Source organism: Balneola sp., from assembly GCA_003712055.1.
Classification (GTDB): domain Bacteria; phylum Bacteroidota; class Rhodothermia; order Balneolales; family Balneolaceae; genus RHLJ01.
The window spans coordinates 613,479-629,059 of record RHLJ01000001.1; the positions used below are offsets into that span (position 1 = coordinate 613,479).

12 protein-coding genes are annotated in these 15,581 nt (G+C 39.1%); all 12 read left to right on the top strand.

What is annotated here, in order from left to right:
* The first annotated feature begins 67 nt into the window (after nt 1-67).
* The 12 genes from ED557_02755 (at nt 68) to ED557_02810 (ending at nt 15,578) form a co-directional block, all read left to right on the top strand.
* A complete protein-coding gene (locus tag ED557_02755) occupies nt 68-7,612 on the top strand; it encodes a DUF2341 domain-containing protein (protein ID RNC85710.1) in 7,545 nt (2,514 codons plus the stop codon).
* A gap of 89 nt (nt 7,613-7,701) precedes the next feature.
* A complete protein-coding gene (locus tag ED557_02760; GenBank protein ID RNC85711.1) occupies nt 7,702-8,121 on the top strand; it encodes a hypothetical protein in 420 nt (139 codons plus the stop codon).
* Nucleotides 8,122-8,127: 6 nt separating this feature from the next.
* Nucleotides 8,128-8,715 carry a hypothetical protein gene (locus tag ED557_02765; GenBank protein ID RNC85712.1) on the top strand — a complete coding sequence of 196 codons (588 nt, stop codon included), beginning with the start codon at nt 8,128-8,130 and terminating at the stop codon, nt 8,713-8,715.
* Nucleotides 8,716-8,727: 12 nt separating this feature from the next.
* Complete coding sequence (locus tag ED557_02770; GenBank protein RNC85713.1) at nt 8,728-10,029, top strand: DUF4900 domain-containing protein; 1,302 nt, start codon at nt 8,728-8,730, stop codon at nt 10,027-10,029.
* Between the two features lie 209 nt (nt 10,030-10,238).
* Nucleotides 10,239-10,616: a hypothetical protein gene (locus ED557_02775; protein RNC85714.1), complete on the top strand. Its 378-nt coding sequence runs from the start codon at nt 10,239-10,241 to the stop codon at nt 10,614-10,616.
* A gap of 8 nt (nt 10,617-10,624) precedes the next feature.
* The gene (locus tag ED557_02780; protein ID RNC85715.1) at nt 10,625-11,212 is read left to right on the top strand and encodes a hypothetical protein; all 588 of its coding nucleotides are present in this window, start codon (nt 10,625-10,627) and stop codon (nt 11,210-11,212) included.
* Between the two features lie 12 nt (nt 11,213-11,224).
* Nucleotides 11,225-12,694: a DUF4900 domain-containing protein gene (locus ED557_02785; protein RNC85716.1), complete on the top strand. Its 1,470-nt coding sequence runs from the start codon at nt 11,225-11,227 to the stop codon at nt 12,692-12,694.
* A gap of 5 nt (nt 12,695-12,699) precedes the next feature.
* Nucleotides 12,700-13,092, top strand: a complete 393-nt coding sequence (locus ED557_02790) for a hypothetical protein (protein ID RNC85717.1) — start codon at nt 12,700-12,702, stop codon at nt 13,090-13,092.
* A gap of 97 nt (nt 13,093-13,189) precedes the next feature.
* The gene (locus ED557_02795; GenBank protein ID RNC85718.1) at nt 13,190-13,693 is read left to right on the top strand and encodes a hypothetical protein; all 504 of its coding nucleotides are present in this window, start codon (nt 13,190-13,192) and stop codon (nt 13,691-13,693) included.
* Nucleotides 13,694-13,747: 54 nt separating this feature from the next.
* Nucleotides 13,748-14,296 (top strand): hypothetical protein, encoded by a 549-nt coding sequence (locus ED557_02800; protein RNC85719.1) that lies wholly within the window; start codon nt 13,748-13,750, stop codon nt 14,294-14,296.
* Nucleotides 14,289-14,834, top strand: coding sequence for a hypothetical protein (locus ED557_02805; protein RNC85720.1), 546 nt, complete (start codon nt 14,289-14,291; stop codon nt 14,832-14,834). The genes ED557_02800 and ED557_02805 overlap by 8 nt, the downstream gene beginning before the upstream one ends.
* Before the next feature lie 225 nt (nt 14,835-15,059).
* The gene (locus tag ED557_02810) at nt 15,060-15,578 is read left to right on the top strand and encodes a hypothetical protein (protein RNC85721.1); all 519 of its coding nucleotides are present in this window, start codon (nt 15,060-15,062) and stop codon (nt 15,576-15,578) included.
* The last annotated feature ends 3 nt before the right edge of the window (nt 15,579-15,581 follow it).

A 15,581-nucleotide genomic window follows, 5' to 3' on the forward strand; every position in this document is an offset into this window, starting at 1 on the left:
ATTAGTCTCTTAGGCTATATTATCTAAGCTCATTGGCTCATTAAACTCGTGGTAGACAAATGAATACATGTGTATTCCGAGAAGTTCACATATCGGTTTTATCCTATTATTTTTATTTGGATTAAGTGAAATTGCACAAGCACAGTTAGGTTCTTTCGCTAATCGAAAAAAGTATATTGTTGAAAGTGATAGCGTAAGCGGGTCTTCAGACCTCGTTGATTTTCCAGTCTTAATTAGTATTACAGATCCCGAATTCGCCTATAATGCTACGCCAGGTACCGGGACAGATAATATTAATGGTTTTGATATCGCTTTTACCGCAGACGATGGTACAACAGAACTGGATTTTGAACTAGAGTCTTATAATTCAGGTACCGGAGAAATTATATTCTGGGTAAGGTTCCCCACTCTAAGCCCTGCTACAGATACCCAATTCTTTATCTATTATGGAGATGCCACTATAACTACCGATCAAAGCTCGACCTCTACCTGGGATTCAAACTACCAGTTAGTTATGCATATGGATGATGTAACTGATGCAACTTCCAATTCAAATGATGGAACTAATAATGGTACTGTATCAGCTACAGGTTTTATAGGGAATGGCAGGGATTTCGAATACCAGGATAGTGACTTTATAACTGTAGCTGATGATCCTTCACTGGATATTACCGGGGAAATCACCATTTCATTCTGGTATAACCCTGAGTCAACAGTAAATGGTGATGGAGGAGCTCCCGATTTAGTTACAAAAGGGACAAACGCCTCTTATGAAGCAGCTTTTAGAGGTGGGCCACGGATGCAGTTTAGAAAAAATGGTGGAAATAATCTTAATGCTGCCGCCGCTTTTAACGTGACTGCCTCAACCTGGTATTATTTTAACTATGTACAAACTTCAACTGGACGAATTATTTATCAGGATGGCACCTCAATTAGAACTGATGCAAATATCACTGCTTTTGCTACTAATAATGATGATCTGCAAATTTCAAGGAGCGGAGATGCAGCAGATGGTATTATGGATGAAGTTCGAATATCTGATATAGCCCGTTCTGCTGATTGGATTGCCACTGAATACAACAACCAACTTAGTCCGGGTGCATTTATTGAAGAACTTGATGATATACCAGGTTTAAGTAATATCGAAACCGACACGCAGTTTTATACTGCAGGAGGTTCCGATGTGTTTATTACCAACACGCTTCTCATCGGAGATCACCCGACTGTATCTACTTTTGACAGTGCCATAGTTCAAATAACAGCGAACCTGGACGGAGTTGATGACAATCTTAATTTCACGGATGGTGTGATAACAGGCACTTATACTCCTTCAACAGGTAAGCTATTACTTACTGGAACTGCAGATACAACCGATTATAAATCCGCAATACGAAGCATCACATATAGCAATGATAATCTGGTTTCTCCCGGTCAACTAACCAGAACTATTTCTATTACCGCTTATGATGGAAACAGCCCTACAAATACTGCTACAAGGGATCTTGATGTCATTATTACTCTTTCTGATTTAACTACAGATATTTCCGACAATGTTTTTCACTTAGATGCCCAGGATGTAGATGGCGATGGAATAGCCAATACTGCGGATGGAGCTACTATTTCTACCTGGACGGATTTAAATACAACTAACAATTTTGATTTCGATGCTGGTACTGCTCCTGTATTTGATACCGATGGTTTTGGAGAACGTGGCTCGGTAATGTATGATGGAGGCACTTCGACCTTACTCACAAGAGCAAGTGATGTATTAATCAACAATAGTATTTTCAGTCAAAAATCATTTGCCCTGGTTTTTAGGACTGGAAGTGATATCACTGGCTTCCAGGTAATCTTTGAACAGAGCAACGGTACACAAGGATATAATTTTACTTTAGAAGATGGGGTACTTTATGCCCAAGCTTATAGCCGTAACGATGATAATTGGGGAAGTACTAACCCTATTCGTCATAAATCGATAAATCTAGGCGCTGTTCAAACCAATTCATCTTATACCCTTTTAGCATATCATGACTCAAATCTCTGGACAGCCCAAGTAAATGAAAGCGCATTTAGTTCTTTTACCGATGCTGGCCCTATGCCTGCCAACGGGAGTCCTTTAGGACTAGGAGGAAATAGTGACAATACAAAAAACCCGGTTACCCTTTCTAATGAAAATGGGTTCTTTACCGGACAAATCGGGGAAATTGCCTCATGGAATACAGTACTAAGTGGAGGACAAATAGCTAGTCTTAATACTTATTTCAATGATCGTTGGGGTAATACCGCACCTATTTTGGGAGCCATTGAAGGTACCAATATTGATTTCACAGAAGGTGATCCTGACACTGTAATTACAAGCACAATTGCGGTAACTGATGGTGATCCACATGAAAATATGGACAGTGCGAAAGTCTCTGTTACCGCAAATTTTGTTACGGGTACAGATTCTTTAATCTTTGTGGATACTGGAAATATAACAGGATCATATGACGGAGTCTCTGGGGTACTCACCTTAAGCGGAAGTGATACCAAAGCTAACTACCAAACTGCGCTTCGCTCAGTTTTTTATAGAAACTCTTCCACAAACCCTACGGTAAGTACCCGAACTATTGAATTCGAAATCTATGATTGGGATGATGTAAGTAATACTCAAAGCAGAAATATTAATGTAATTGATATTGCTTCTACCCCAATTCTTGCAGACATCGAAGCTGATGCTCTCTCCTACAATGAAGGAGATGGAGCAGTTGCGATTACAAGTGCCATCGCCCTTTCTGATTTTGATGATACAGATATGGAAAGCGCTACTATTTCCATTACTGCAAATTATACCCTTGGAGAAGACTTCCTGGATTTCACCGATACAGGAAATATTACCGGAAGCTTCGCGTCAGGGACAGGAATACTCACCCTTTCGGGTACAGACACGAAAGCCAATTACCAGGCTGCATTGCAAGCAGTGACTTATGAAAACACCAGTTCCGATCCGGTTGAACTTACTCGTACCATCTCCTTTGTGGTTAATGATGGAGATAATGATAGTAATACAGAGACCAGAGACATCACAGTAGTAGCAGCTAATTCAGCTCCTATCCTTTCTTCGATTGAGTCTGATAACCTGTCTTATCCTAGCGAAGCTGTTCAAATCACAAATACAATTGTTGTTTCTGACCCTGATGACACCTTCCTGGATAGTGCAATTGTAGTAATATCCGAGAACCTTAAACCTGCTGAAGATTCGCTCATTTATTCGACCATCTTCGGAATAACAGGTACTTATGATACTGGCACAGGAAGACTCAAACTTATTGGTAACAACCTTCTTAGTGATTATGAATCTGCATTACGATCTGTTCATTATAAAAACTTCGCCACTATTCCTTCCGGTACTCAACGTGTAGTAAGTTTTATTGTGAGCGATGGTTCTTTAAAAAGTGATTCTCTAAAAAGGACCATTGATGTAAGCCCAGTTGAAAGTATTCCAAATCTTGAGGTATGGCTGCGTGCGGATGCTGGAATTTCCGAAGGGGACGGAGTAGCAGTCACTACGTGGGCAGATCAAAGCGGCAATGGAAATGATTACGTTGGAACAGCAGGTACTGGTACTGCTCCTACTTATATAGCAAGCTCTTCCGGACTAAATAGTCAACCTTCTGTTCAATTTGCAGGAAACGGGGATCATTTTCTGGACTCAGATGGGGACGTGAATTATATAGATAACGCCTCCGAATTTAGCCTTTTCATTGTCTATCAATCAGATGTTACGAATACCGATAGAGGACTATTTATTGCAGAAACACCAGCCAATGATGATAAGACTCTGACTATACGCTATGATGCATCTGGTGCAAATGGAAATGGTGCTTTTAGCAATATTGTCAAAACGGGAATACTTGCAAACGGTGCTGATAATCAATTAGAAAGTTTCTCTGACATACAAACCACAGATGCTCAAATTATAAGCTTGCAGTGGGAAAGCGGTATTACATATGATCTATATGTTGACGGAATTCTTAATAATCCAAGTTCTGCAGCCGACCCCCCTCCATCCGGAACAATCACTGCAGCAACTACTGCAATTTTAGGAAAAGGCGGTAAAGACGACCCACAGAACTCAGATCTCAGTTGGGATGGAGAAATTGCAGAATTTATTTATTACAGCAGAAGCATCACTCAAACTGAGAGAGAAAGTATAGAAGATTATCTGGCGGATAAATATGACCAGGCTATTCGAAAAATAACCCCTGCAACCGGGGGTGAAACTATATCGGCGGATGATGCAAATACAACCTATACTGCTTTATCTGGACCATTTGTCCAGGAAGGGTTTATTGGAGAATTCACAGCTAGCGGAACCTTTATTTTAAACACACCCTCTGGCTATGAATGGAATACAAGCGCAACTATAGGGGTAACCGAATCTCCAGCTTTTGGTGGTTCTACAGAGTTAATGGCTTCTTATAACGCCGGTAGCAGTTCAAGCACTACCCTTCAATTCGATATTGACGCTGCATCAACCACTAACCCCGGACAGCTTGAATTTACAGGATTGGAGATTCGACCTACTTCAGGAACCATTCCCAATACTGGAAATATCACCAACACGGGTACAACCGGGCAAGGAGGAACCACCAATTATGGTACCATTACCATGGTTGCCGGAGCTAATGATAGCCTCATCTTTGTACAACAGCCTACAGCTACAAATGTAGACAGTATCATCACCCCTGCCGTACGTGTTCAATTAGTAGATCAATATGGGAATAGCATAGAGCAGTCCGGAGTTGATATTTCTCTGGCTCTTGCTTCAGGTAGTACCGGAAATCTCTCTCAAACAACCCCTATACAAACTAATGCTCTTGGTATTGCTGAATTCGATACCCTATCTGTAGATGACATCGGTACAAAAGAATTAGTTGCTACTAGTTCAGGATTAAGCCCGGATACCAGCTCTACCTTTGAAATTGTTAACGCTGGTACCTTAACAGGCTTTACAGTAGAGCGTGTTCCATCAGGAAGTATTAGCTCTAAAACAGCCGGTCAAACTTTTAACATAATTATTACAGCGGTAGATGGTACATCGACTACAATTACTACTTTCAATGGTACTGTAGTCATTTCTTCCAGCTGTACAATGGGTACTGGCCAGGGAACAACAGGAAGTTTTACCAATGGTGTACTGGAGTCTACCACTGTTAGCCTTACTAGTGTCGGGACATGTGATATCACTGCTACAAACTCTTCCGGTTCCGAAACAGGGACAAGTAATACATTCACTGTAAGTGCTGGTGCAGCTTCTGAAGTAACTTCAACGATAACAGCATCCCCTACTGTAATACTCAATGATGGAATTACTACTTCTACTATCACCGTAGCTTTGAAAGATGTTTATGGTAATGATCTAACAACAGGAGGTGATGTTGTTGCCCTGTCAATCACTCCTACTGCGCTAGGATCACTTGGCTCTGTTACTGATGTTGGAGATGGTACATATACTGCAACCTTAACTTCATCTACTACCGAAGGCACTGATAATATTACTGGTACTGTAAATGCAGCTACGATTACAGACGACGCCGATGTAGAGTACGCATTATTTAGTCATATTTGGGATAGTCAGTTAGGTTCGGCTAGTGATGCTTCTAATTGGGAAGATGTAGCGAACTGGAATGTAGGTACCCAACCAGGTGCTTCTTCAGTTGTATTCATACCTGCCAGCCCGGATGTAGGAAATGAGCAGCCAGTAATTGATGAAGCAGGTTCTACTGTGGCTTCTGTAACCATGGAAACCGGAGCTTCTTTAACTATTTCCGGAGGTATCAATTTTACAATCACAGGAGATCTTTCAGGAGGAAGCATTTTAGGGACTAATGCCGATAGCCTGACTGTTGGTGGAGATGTACTAAATGTTACAACAATTAATGTTGGTACGGTTATCCTTAATGGCTCTGTTGCTCAAAGTATTACTGACCCGCATAGCTATACAAATCTAGTGATTGACAATGCATCCGGGGTTTCTGTAGAGGAAAACCTGGTTATTTCAGATTCGCTAAAACTGGAAAGTGGTGAATTATTCCTCCCAAGCGGGACTAACCTGATAGCAGAAGGTATTTCGTATGGATCAGGATCTCTCAGATTTCAGCGTACTATTACCGGAGATATTGGATGGCGTATGTTATCATCTCCTGTTTCTTCTACCTTCGGAGATTTGCTGGATGGAGTATTGACTCAAGGGTACTCAGGAGCGTTTTATGATATCAGTTCCAGTCCAGGAGATACTGTGCAGTCTAATGTTATTTACTACGTGGAAAGCTATGATGATAGTGGAAATGGAGCTACCGACAATCAACGCTTCCGTGCACCAACTAGTTCTGCTGAATCACTAACTGCAGGACAAGGCATATTTGTCTTCTTCTTTGGAGATGTGGCGGCAGATTCCAGGTATAACGACCCTCTGCCTGATACTATGGATGTTTCAGGGCAGGAATTTGGATTATCAGGGGAGGTCGACTTCGGAATTACCTATACCACCACTGCTGATTCTGGATGGAACCTGGTTGGTAATCCATTCGGAGCAACCATCGACTGGGATGATTCTCCAAATTGGACCAAAACCAATGTGGATGGTACCATTTATGTATGGGATCCAGCAGCAAACGGTGGGGATGGTGAATACTTAACCTGGAATGGAAGCACTGGAACCTTAGGAAGTGGATTAATTGCACCTTTCCAGGGATTTTGGGTGAAAGCTAATGATGCTTCACCAGATTTAAGGGTTACAACCGATGCTAAAACTACAGGTGGCTCTTTTCTTAGAAAGGAAATCAAATCGCCTGAAGAAAACCCAATGTTTGAACTCGAACTAAACATCGATGGCCTTCAAAAGAAAACAAGTCTATTATTCACGGATGAAGGCCGCATGGGTAAAGATCTGCTTGATGGATTCACCCTCTTGCCTTTAACTGATAATCGATTAGACCTTCACACTCTCTTAGACGATGGTGCTTCTTTGGCAATCAATCACCTTCCTACTTTAAGGGATAATCGAATTGTTATTCCATTAGTAATTCGAGGCTATATAGATGGAGAACCTATTTCCGGTGAGTATTTACTTCGATTTATTAATGCAGACAACCTCCCAGATGACTGGCTTGTGTTACTTATCGATAAAGAAACAGGAAATGAGGTAAATCTTGTTACTAATGAAGAGCAAAGAATATTCCATACAACCAGAGGAAAGGCAAAAGTTGGTAACCCATTAAGTAGTCCCGATTTGGTGTTCCTGGAGTCATTAGCTACTCGATACACCTTAATGATTACAACAGAAGAGATAGAAGCGAATATCCCAAGAAGTATTTTCCTGGATCAAAACTACCCAAATCCATTTAATCCATCTACTACCATTCCATTTGGACTAAATGAGACTTCCAATGTTGAGCTCACCATCTATGATATTTTAGGAAGAAAAGTTCAAACATTAATTAATGGCGAGAGAAGTGCCGGACGTTATGAAGTAACCTTCAATTCAAGAGATCTTTCCAGTGGCGTCTATTTCTACCGACTCGTAACTGATGAACGAACACTTACAAAACGCTTTACTCTTATTAAGTAAATAATTACTACAGTTTTGACCACCCAGTAGCAAGAAAAAATGTAATACTTTTCTGGGTTTTACCTCTTATTGTAAAAGTGGAGGTTATAATGAGTAGTTACTCCGATATTATTTTTTTAAGTGCTGCCCTAGTAGTTTTCTCTTCTCTTGCCGTAAATACAGCACGAAATTACCAAACGACATCTCAAAACAGATATAAATCTGATATTGAGTTTAGAGCAATTGCCGTAGCTCAAGATGAAATCGATAAAGTGCAATGGATTTATGATCAGGCTCAGCTAAATTCTGCAAGCCCGTCCTACATCTATTCAAATTACCCAAAAACAGAGACCCTATTATATGGCTCTAGTCAACAGTATTCGGAAAATTTCTCAATTGAGGCCTCTTCTGAACTAATAGAAGATTCAATGCTTCAAAAACGCTATAGAGTAACAGTTATAGTAACCAACAACCAGGTATCCCCTGATATTTCTGTGACTTTAAATTATATCAAAACCTATGCAAAATAGCTTGATATGAATATTGGAATCGTTACAAGTTTTGCAATTGGGGGGATATTGATGATCTCCATCTTAGCATTTAATGGAAGAGTATTAAGTCAAAGTGCAGAGAATACTGTTTCGGTATCCACCCAAATCAAACTCAATGAAATCATTGAACTTGTAAACAATGATTTTAACAGAATTGGCTTTGGTACCGGGACTTCCGATCCATTCGTTAAAATCGAAGCAGATGATATTATTTTTGAAGCTGATGCTTTTGATGGAGATTCTTATGGGGTAACCAATATCAGATGGGAATTTGATAAAGCTGCCCAGGTTACTACTACTAAAAACCCCAATGATTTTTATCTAAAAAGAACAGGGCCTATTACTGGAAGCACATATGGGGAGACTCGATTCCCTGTTGCTCACTTTAGTGTTGTTTATAAAACAGCTAATGATGCTGTAACCACAAATACTGCTACTGTAAAGAAGATTTCTGTAGAAATTATTATCGAATCCCCTGAACCCTACAGTAAATCTTCAGACGGAACAGATTTGTATCAACGCACTGTATGGAAAAGGACGTTTGTACCCAACAATATTAACCTACCCTATTAATTCGGAGTTGTTATGGGAAAAGGAATATTACTTTTGTTATCAGGTATTGTAGTTCTAACTGGGATTATTCAAACCAGAAGTGATCAAAGGAATAAAATACTACCTGAAAAAAATGCGGAATATTATAATGAAGTCCAGGCTCGAAATGTATCAAAAAGCCTAATTGATAATGCAATAGAGCTCATGAAAAAAAATACAGACTGGGCAGGAAGTATTTCTTCAGATTCCAATTACTTCGGTTCAGGAACACTAACTTCTTATACTATTAATAGTGATTCTTATCCAGCCGATCATAGTGTTACTTCCTGGGATCAATACAAAATTCTTCTGAATAGCATAGGCCGTTTCGAAAAAGACGGGGTTACTTACGAGGTGACAACTGAGGTATTAATGCGTCAGGATTCCTATTCGAAATACTCTTATTTAACAGAATCTGAGCTTAGCTCTTCCGGTTCAAATATATGGTTCTGGGATAAAGATGAATTATGGGGCCCAATTCACACAAACGGAACTTATAAGATGTCCGGTTCACCTACATTTAATGGGTTAACTACCAGCCCGAATATGTGGGATGGCCATCCTACGAATCCAACAAGCCCCGTTTTTAATGGAGGATCAAACTTCTTTGCTCCTTACAAAAGCCCTCCGGATAGCTATGAATTATCAAAATTGACCTCTGCAGCAAGTTCCGGAGGTATTACCTACTCCAACCAAATTGAAGTAGATTTCTATGAGTACAGTAATGAGGGATATGTAAATATCCGCGAGTATTCGAGTGGGAGTTGGAGCAGCTGGGATAGTCATAAATTAAGCGATACGAACGGCATTATCTCTACTTCCGGGAGAATTGATGTTAAAGGAGTAGTAAAAGGTTCGGTTACGCTTCATTCTGAAACGCTGATAGAAATTGACGGAGATATCACTTATTCAACAAACCCAATAGTTGATTCTACTTCAACAGACCTTCTAGGCTTGGTAAGCGAAGGTAGCGTTCGCATCGACCGGGATGCACATACTGCATCCGGTACTCAGGATTTAGATATTCATGCAACTATAATGGCTTTAAATACCTCTTTTTATGTTGAGAGCTACTGGACTGGTAGTTCAAGAGGTAAACTGAACCTACTTGGGGGAATTGTTCAAAAAAACCGGGGAGCTGTTGGTACTTTTTCAGGTACTTCTATCGTGTCGGGATACACAAAAAACTATCAATATGACAATAGACTAAGGAGCCAAATTCCTCCTGAATTTCCTAGGGAAAGTATTTTCTCTATCCTTTATTGGAAAGATAAAGTAAGTAAAGTTGGAAGCTGAATGTTACAAAAACGTTAGAGTATGGATGTAGTTTTCTGAGTAGTATTAAGTGTTAGACAGTAATCAATAGTGAAGAAACTCACTTTAAGTTAATTAATGCAATTTAATTAGCGTATTCACTTAAGATTACTATTTTCACCTAGAATTATGTTACACAAAGGGTTGGTATGGCAAGTTATGCCGAAATAATATACTTGACTGTGGCGATGATGATTTTTTCCACTCTCGCCATGAATACGGCTAGGAATTACAATTCCACTCGTACTGAATTATATCGTACGGAGTTAGAATATCGGTCAATAGCTGTTGCACAGGACGAACTTGATAAGGTTCAATGGATTTATGACGATACTGACTTAGATCCTACCAGTGGCTCCTATGTGTACTCAACGTACCCTGTAACAGAAACTCATACTTATGGCTCAACTGATCAGTATAGCAGCGATTTTGTGGTATATGCGGAATCAGAACTTATTGAGGATACCGGATCACAAAAAAGATTTCAGGTTACCGTAAGCGTATTAAATGAATCATTGGATCCCGATATCTTTGTTACTTTAGATTATGTGAAATCTTATTCCTATTAGGTGCAGTTATGAATGTAGGATTAATTACAACGTTTGTTATTGGGGGTATCTTCATGCTCTCCATATTCGCCTACAACCAACAATTGGTTACTAGTTCCCAGGAATTTCTACTCAGTACTATTAGTCAGCAAAACCTTGACAATGTAGTTACAGTACTATCAAACGATTTTAATAAGATTGGGTACAACACCGGGCTGGCAGTTCCATTCACAACTATAAATTCTGACGATATTCTTTTTCAGGCTGATGTTTATGATGACGATAGTTATAGCGCAACCAATATACGATGGTACTTAGATACCTCTGCACCGGTAACTGCTACATCTAATCCTAATGACTACTACTTAAAAAGAGTTGGTCCAATATCGAACAGCTCTTATGGAACCATACAATTTCCCGTTACGCTATTTAAAGTAAAGTATTATACGGCCGATGGAACTGTTACAACAAATAAAACTTCTGTGAAAAAAGTGGAAGTACAGATTATCACTGAATCGGGTGAAGCGTACACAGTTGGAAATTTCAGTGAAGACTTCTATCCAAGAAATACTTGGAAGAGAATATTCGTACCTAACAACATAAACTTACCATATTAAAAAGGAGTTATTATGGGAAAGAGTTTGTTATTCTTAGTTGGCGGTTTAACAATTATTACAGGGTTAGTTAATGTTCAAAACTCTGATAGAATGCAGGACTTGCCCGAAATCACCAACGCATACTATGAAGAACAGGTAGCAAAAAATATCGCAAAAAGTCTCATCGATAATGCTATCGAGAATATGAAAGCTGATAATAACTGGACAGATAGTTTAACCCTTACAGAAGTAATGGATGCTGGTGCCATGTTAACAAGAGATAATGATTTATTGAAAACGAATGTCACCAAGCTCTTAGCAGGGCAATCCGTTGAGGAGGCTCAAGTTGAAGAACTAGAACTGGATGTATTACAGTCGAAGCTTTTACAGAATAAAATGTCTGGAAGTTTAAAAAGCTATACTCAATCATCATCTGATAAACCATCCAATAGCGTAGGTAGCTGGGACGAATATAAAGTACTGTTAATGAGCACGAGCACCTATGATAATATTGAAGTCACTACCGAAGTACTTATGCAAAGAGACTCGTTCTCGAAATACTCCTATATGACTAATTCTGAACTCAGCTCTACTGGTGGAAATATCTGGTTTATGAGTGCAGACAATATTTATGGCCCTATTCATACCAATGGTACATTTAAAATGTCTGGTAACCCATCTTTTTATGGATTAATTACCAGCCCAAATAATTGGCAAGCTCATAGTACTAATCCAACCAACCCAAATTTTTTCGGTGGGGAAAACTTCAATGCCCCCGTAAAGGACTCTCCCACCTCTTATGAGTTAAGTAAATTGACTGCAGCGGCAGCGGAAGGAGGATTAACATTTGATGGAGACATAGATATCGACTTCTATGAAAGTGGCGGAGTTGGATACGCAGACATTAATAAAGCAGTTGTAACCTCTTATACTTGTGGAACCAATCGTCGTCCAAGAATATGCTACAATACCACCTGGGTACAAGAAACCCTAGACCTTTCAACTATTGACGGGGTGATTTCTACATCAGGGAAGATTTCTGTAGAAGGAACCGTTAAAGGTGCAATTACTCTTCACTCAGAAGATGAAATTGAAATCGTAGGAGATATCTTCTACCATACAAGCCCAGTTGTTGATAGTTCCTCAACCGATCTTCTTGGTCTGGTAAGTGAGGGTGATGTAATTATAGATCAAAACGCACATAGTGCTTCTGGTACTCAGGATGTTACCATACACGCGTCTATTATGGCACTTAATAATTCTTTCTATGTCGAGAATTATAGTAGTGGTGGAATTAGAGGAACTCTGAACCTACTAGGTGGACTAATACAACAAAACAGAGGTCCAGTAGGAACTTTCTCAGGGAGTACAATGGTAACAGGATATCAGAAGAACTATCAGTATGATGGTCGTTTAAAGGGAAATATTCCACCATCCTTTCCTAGAGAGAGTGTATTCTCCATTGTATACTGGAAAGAAGAAATTACGGACACTTCAAATTAATTTGCATGAGATTAGCTATCGCATTTCTATTTTTTGGTTTAATACTACTTAGTTCAAACCAGGCAGAGGCAAGACAATCCGTCACTTTTAATGTAAATATGAAACCTCAGCTTGAGGACAGTACTTTTGTGCCAGGCAGAGATCAGCTTCAAATCGTAGGGAATATACCTCCTATAAATTCACTCCGACCCTATTACCTTATTGATAGTGAGCCCATAGATAGTGTTTACAGTGTTACTATTAACTTTCCGGCCAGATTTAGAAATCAAACTATTTCATATAATTTTGAGATGACTGCTAATTACAGGAAATACACCGAAGTCATGGAGAGGAATGTGAGGTTATTATATAATGAAGTCTCGTTAGATGCTTTATATTTTAATGCATTCGCCTGGTAATTTTCATCATCAGCTATTATAATTGGTTAATTAAGAAACCTTAATTGGTTAATCTCGAGAGAGAAGATGATCTTTATTAAAACTATAGTTAGCGCTGATGAGGGTTCTCCTTTTAACCATATTTATCTTCACCTTCCTACAAGCTTCTTCAGCCAAAGCACAAGAGACTCAGACCCTCTCAAGTACAATTGGTATTTCTACTAGAATAGCTCAATCCATTGAACTAATTACTGTAAAATCCATGACTTTTGGTAATACTCAGCCTGGTCAAGAAGAGATTTATGTGAATCCTGTAGTAGATGCGAATGCGGGATATATGATTGCAGTTGGAACTCCAGAGGCTGAATTCCGGCTTAATTTTTTACAAGAGCGAAGACTTTCCAGGATTGAAGGACCTGGCTTCCTCATATTTACTTACGAATTATCAGGAAACGACATAGAAGATCAGTCAAGTTCTGAGGTAATAGAAAACGAAAATCAAACGTTAAAATTTAATCTGGATGGAGAGTATCACATTTGGGTTGGTGGTATAGTTGTGCTTACAAATGCACAACCAGGTAATTATGAAGGTGATTTTACCATAGAGATCGACTATATCTAATATCTTATGCTATTGAAGAGATATACATATCTCCTTTTATTCATATTGCTCTCCATGAATCTACCCTCTATTACGGCGCAGGAAATTGATTTCGGAAGTTATAGCAGTCAGTATACTATGACATTAACTGACCTTACCCCTGCTTCTGATCTTGATTTTGGATTAGTAATTACGGGTATAGATCAGGAAGTTGATTTATTTAACGCAAAGGTACTTTCGATTGAAGGAGTAAGTTACCTGGATGTAATTGTAGATGTTACCGGTCCACAATATTTAACACTTGATGGTGCTCCTTGCAGTACATCCAACTGTAGAATACCTTTTACAGTTAGGGCAGCCTACGCAAATAAAGGTACTAATAGTACTTCTCAGGCTATATTGATGACTACTATTGGATTAACTGCCAGTGCTCAATTTCCAATTAAGTACAGGGGAAATGCCCCTCCTGGCCCTCCTCCTACTCCGGTATATGAAGGATATAATCCCTCGGCATTTAATGAGACCGCTTATTTGTATATTTACGGTGATTTAGATTTTTTTGGAGTAACTGTTGACGCCGGGAATTATTCCGGGGACATTTTGATAACCGTCCAATATGACTAGGCCAAAAAAAAATATTCTTCTCTTTACAGTAGCATTATTCCTCCTTGGACTTGTGCCAGAGTCATTATTTGCTCAATTCATTAACCTTCAGATTCGCATTGAGCCAGAATTAAGCGCAACAGTTGAGCAAGAATTAGATTTTGGTAGCTTTGATATTAATGCAGGAGAGCAATCTATTGGGATTAGCGATGTTAATGCAGGGCTCTTCAGTGTACGGGCATATTATACACAAAATGTATTTATAGAGTTAATCTTACCAGATGAATTAACTCACATAAATCCCGCAATATCTCATGTTATTCCCATTGATTTACAAATTGCCTATAACAACAAAGGAAATCGATCTTCAAGGGAAGCAGTAGTATTAGAGAATAATAAAGGATTACTCCCTATAAATGAATACGGAGACGTTATTAGTTCCAATTCACCCGAGATCTGGAAAGAAATGTTCCTCTTTGTATTTGGCTCAATCTATGTTAATGATATCGCTAGTGGTATTTATGAGTCAGATATCGTCCTTTCTATAGAGTATGACTAGTGTTTCCTTGAAAGATTAAGGTTTTCTTAATTAAAGGAACGTAACTGTACCACATACTATAAATGGTTAAACTTGTATCAGATCGTTAATTAGATGATTTACCCTCTTAACTGTTATTGATTAAGAGACCCTAATTAAAAGAATCTAACTTGATGGACGGTCACTTAATCAATAATTTTTTCGCAGGACAACAAAAAGAAATTTTAAAACAAAACGAACACGATCATGAAATCTTTAAAACTTACTCTTTCCGTTTTTATGTTAGTAGCCTTTGCAAGTGTTAATACATTTGCTCAGGAAGAAGCAACTGTAACTGCTACTGCAGAAATTCAAGCTGCTCTTACCATTAGCGCAGATCAAAATATCGATCTAGGAACTATTCAAACTGGTACTTCTAGTACTCTTGCTGCTGGACCAGATGATGGAACAACTGAAGTTAACGTTGGAACTTCTACTTCTTACGGTATCGTTAGAATGACTGGTACTGCATCAGGAACTGTTACTCTCTCTTTCTCTGATGCTATTTTAACTCAAAGTGGTTCTGATCCATTGGACTTCGTTACTGTTGGATACGATAGCGCAAGCCAAGCTTCTCATACAAGTGGCTCTACATTAAACTTCGATGCAAGTGGAAACTTGACACTTTATTTAGGTGGAACTCTTGATGCAGCTGCTGGCTCAGGTACATACAGCACTAGTGGTGGTGGAACTGCTTCTCCAATTACAGTAACTATCCAGTACTAAGAA